This window comes from Streptomyces sp. NPDC002911 (assembly GCF_053591835.1).
In genome coordinates this window covers 1-1807 of the sequence record NZ_JBSFUO010000087.1, presented here as the reverse complement: position 1 = coordinate 1807, position 1807 = coordinate 1, and the positions used below count along the sequence as shown (strand labels likewise).

At 67.6% G+C, this 1807-nt stretch carries 1 protein-coding gene; it reads right to left on the bottom strand.

The features are described from left to right. The coding region (locus ACWD04_RS33965; protein WP_451137580.1) for an acyltransferase domain-containing protein at positions 1 to 1779 on the bottom strand (1779 nt) is incomplete at its 3' end. Between the last annotated feature and the right edge of the window lie 28 nt (positions 1780 to 1807).

Here is a 1807-nt window from a genome sequence, read left to right as displayed (position 1 = left end):
CCCAGAAACCACCGGCACAGCACGCACCAACCGCGGCACAAACACCTCACCCGAACGCACCGCAACCTGCGACTCACCCAAAGCCAACACACCCGCCAACACCCCACCAACAGGCACCGGCTGACCAACCGCCACATCCAACAGAACAATCCGACCCGGACTCTCCCCCTGCGCCGAACGCACCAGACCCCACACCGCAGCCGCCACCGGATCCACCACACCGGACCCACCCCCGCCAGCAACACCCACCGCACCCCGCGTCACCACCACCAGACAACCCGAACCCGACGACACAAGAAACGACTGCACCGCAGACAAAACACCAGCAGTCACCTCACGCACACCCCCGGCACCCAGCGCAACCGACGCCACCTCCAAAACCTCCGCCCCCACAACAGAGCCCGCGTCGCCACACACCCCCAAAGAAGACCACTCCACCCGGAACAGCCCACCACCACCACTACCACCGGCCACCCTCAACTGCTCCTCAGTAACCTCCCGCAACACAAGAGACTCCACCGACGCCACCAAGGCACCTTCGCCACCAGCATCGAAGATTTCCACGCGCGACCCGTCGGAGCCGCTCTCGGCCGGTGTGACCCGGATCCGGACAGCCGCGGCGCCAGTGGCGTGCAGGGTCACCCCGCGCCACTCCGCGGACAGGCCGGAGCGGCCGGTCGCATGGGCCGCGGCCTCCAGAAGCACCGGGTGCAGACCGAAGCCTGCGGCGTCGGCAGCGAGTGCGTCGTCCAGGGCGAGCTCGATGTACTCCCCCTGCCCGGCCACGTCACCACTTGGTGCCGTAACCGCGCCAGAGGGTGTCAGAGTGCCAGTGGCGTGACGGGTCCAGGGCTCTTCGCCCTGTTCGGCGCGGGTGTACACACCCACCGTGCGGTGTCCTTCTCCGTCGGCGCCCCCGACGGAGACCTGCACACGCAGGGCACCCGTGGCCGGCAGCACGATCGGTGTCTCGATCGTCAGCTCACGCACCGTACCGGCGCCGACCTCATCGCCCGCACGGATCGCCAACTCGACCAGGCCGGCCCCCGGCACCATGCCCGCGCCCGTACCAGGCACCGAGTCCTCGACCAGCCATGGCTGAGCCTTGCGCGACAACCGTCCAGCACACAGCACGCCCCCGGTCTCCGGCACTGCCATCACCGCGCTGAGCAGCGGGTGCCCCAGCGGCACGTCAGTCGTCGGAGCGGTGGCGGCCAACCAGTAGCGCTGATGTTGGAAGGCGTATGTGGGCAGGTCGACACGGCGGGCACCGGTCCCGGCGAACACCTTCTCCCAGTCGACATCGACACCACGGGAGTGCAACTGCCCAAGGCAGGCCAGCAACGCCCGGTCCTCGGGCACCTCCCGCCGCAGGGACGGAACACAGTCCCGCGCGACCATCCCCGACAGCACACCATCCGGACCCAACTCCAGGAACGTCGAAACCTCCCGCTCCCGCAACGCCCGCACCCCGTCATGAAAACGGACCGTGCCACGCACATGCTCCACCCAGTACTCCGGCGAACACAACCGGCCCACGTCCGCCACCTCACCAGTCAGATTCGACACCACCGGCACCACAGGCTCGTTGTACGTCAACCCTGCCGCGACCTGACGGAACTCCTCCAGCATCGGATCCATCAACGGCGAATGAAAAGCATGCGAAACCCGCAACTGCTTCACCCTGCGATCCTGGAAACACGCCACCACCCCCGCGACCGCCTCCTCCACACCCGACAGCACCAACGACGTCGGACCATTGACCGCCGCGACACTCACACCCTCCGTCAACAAGGGCACCACCTCA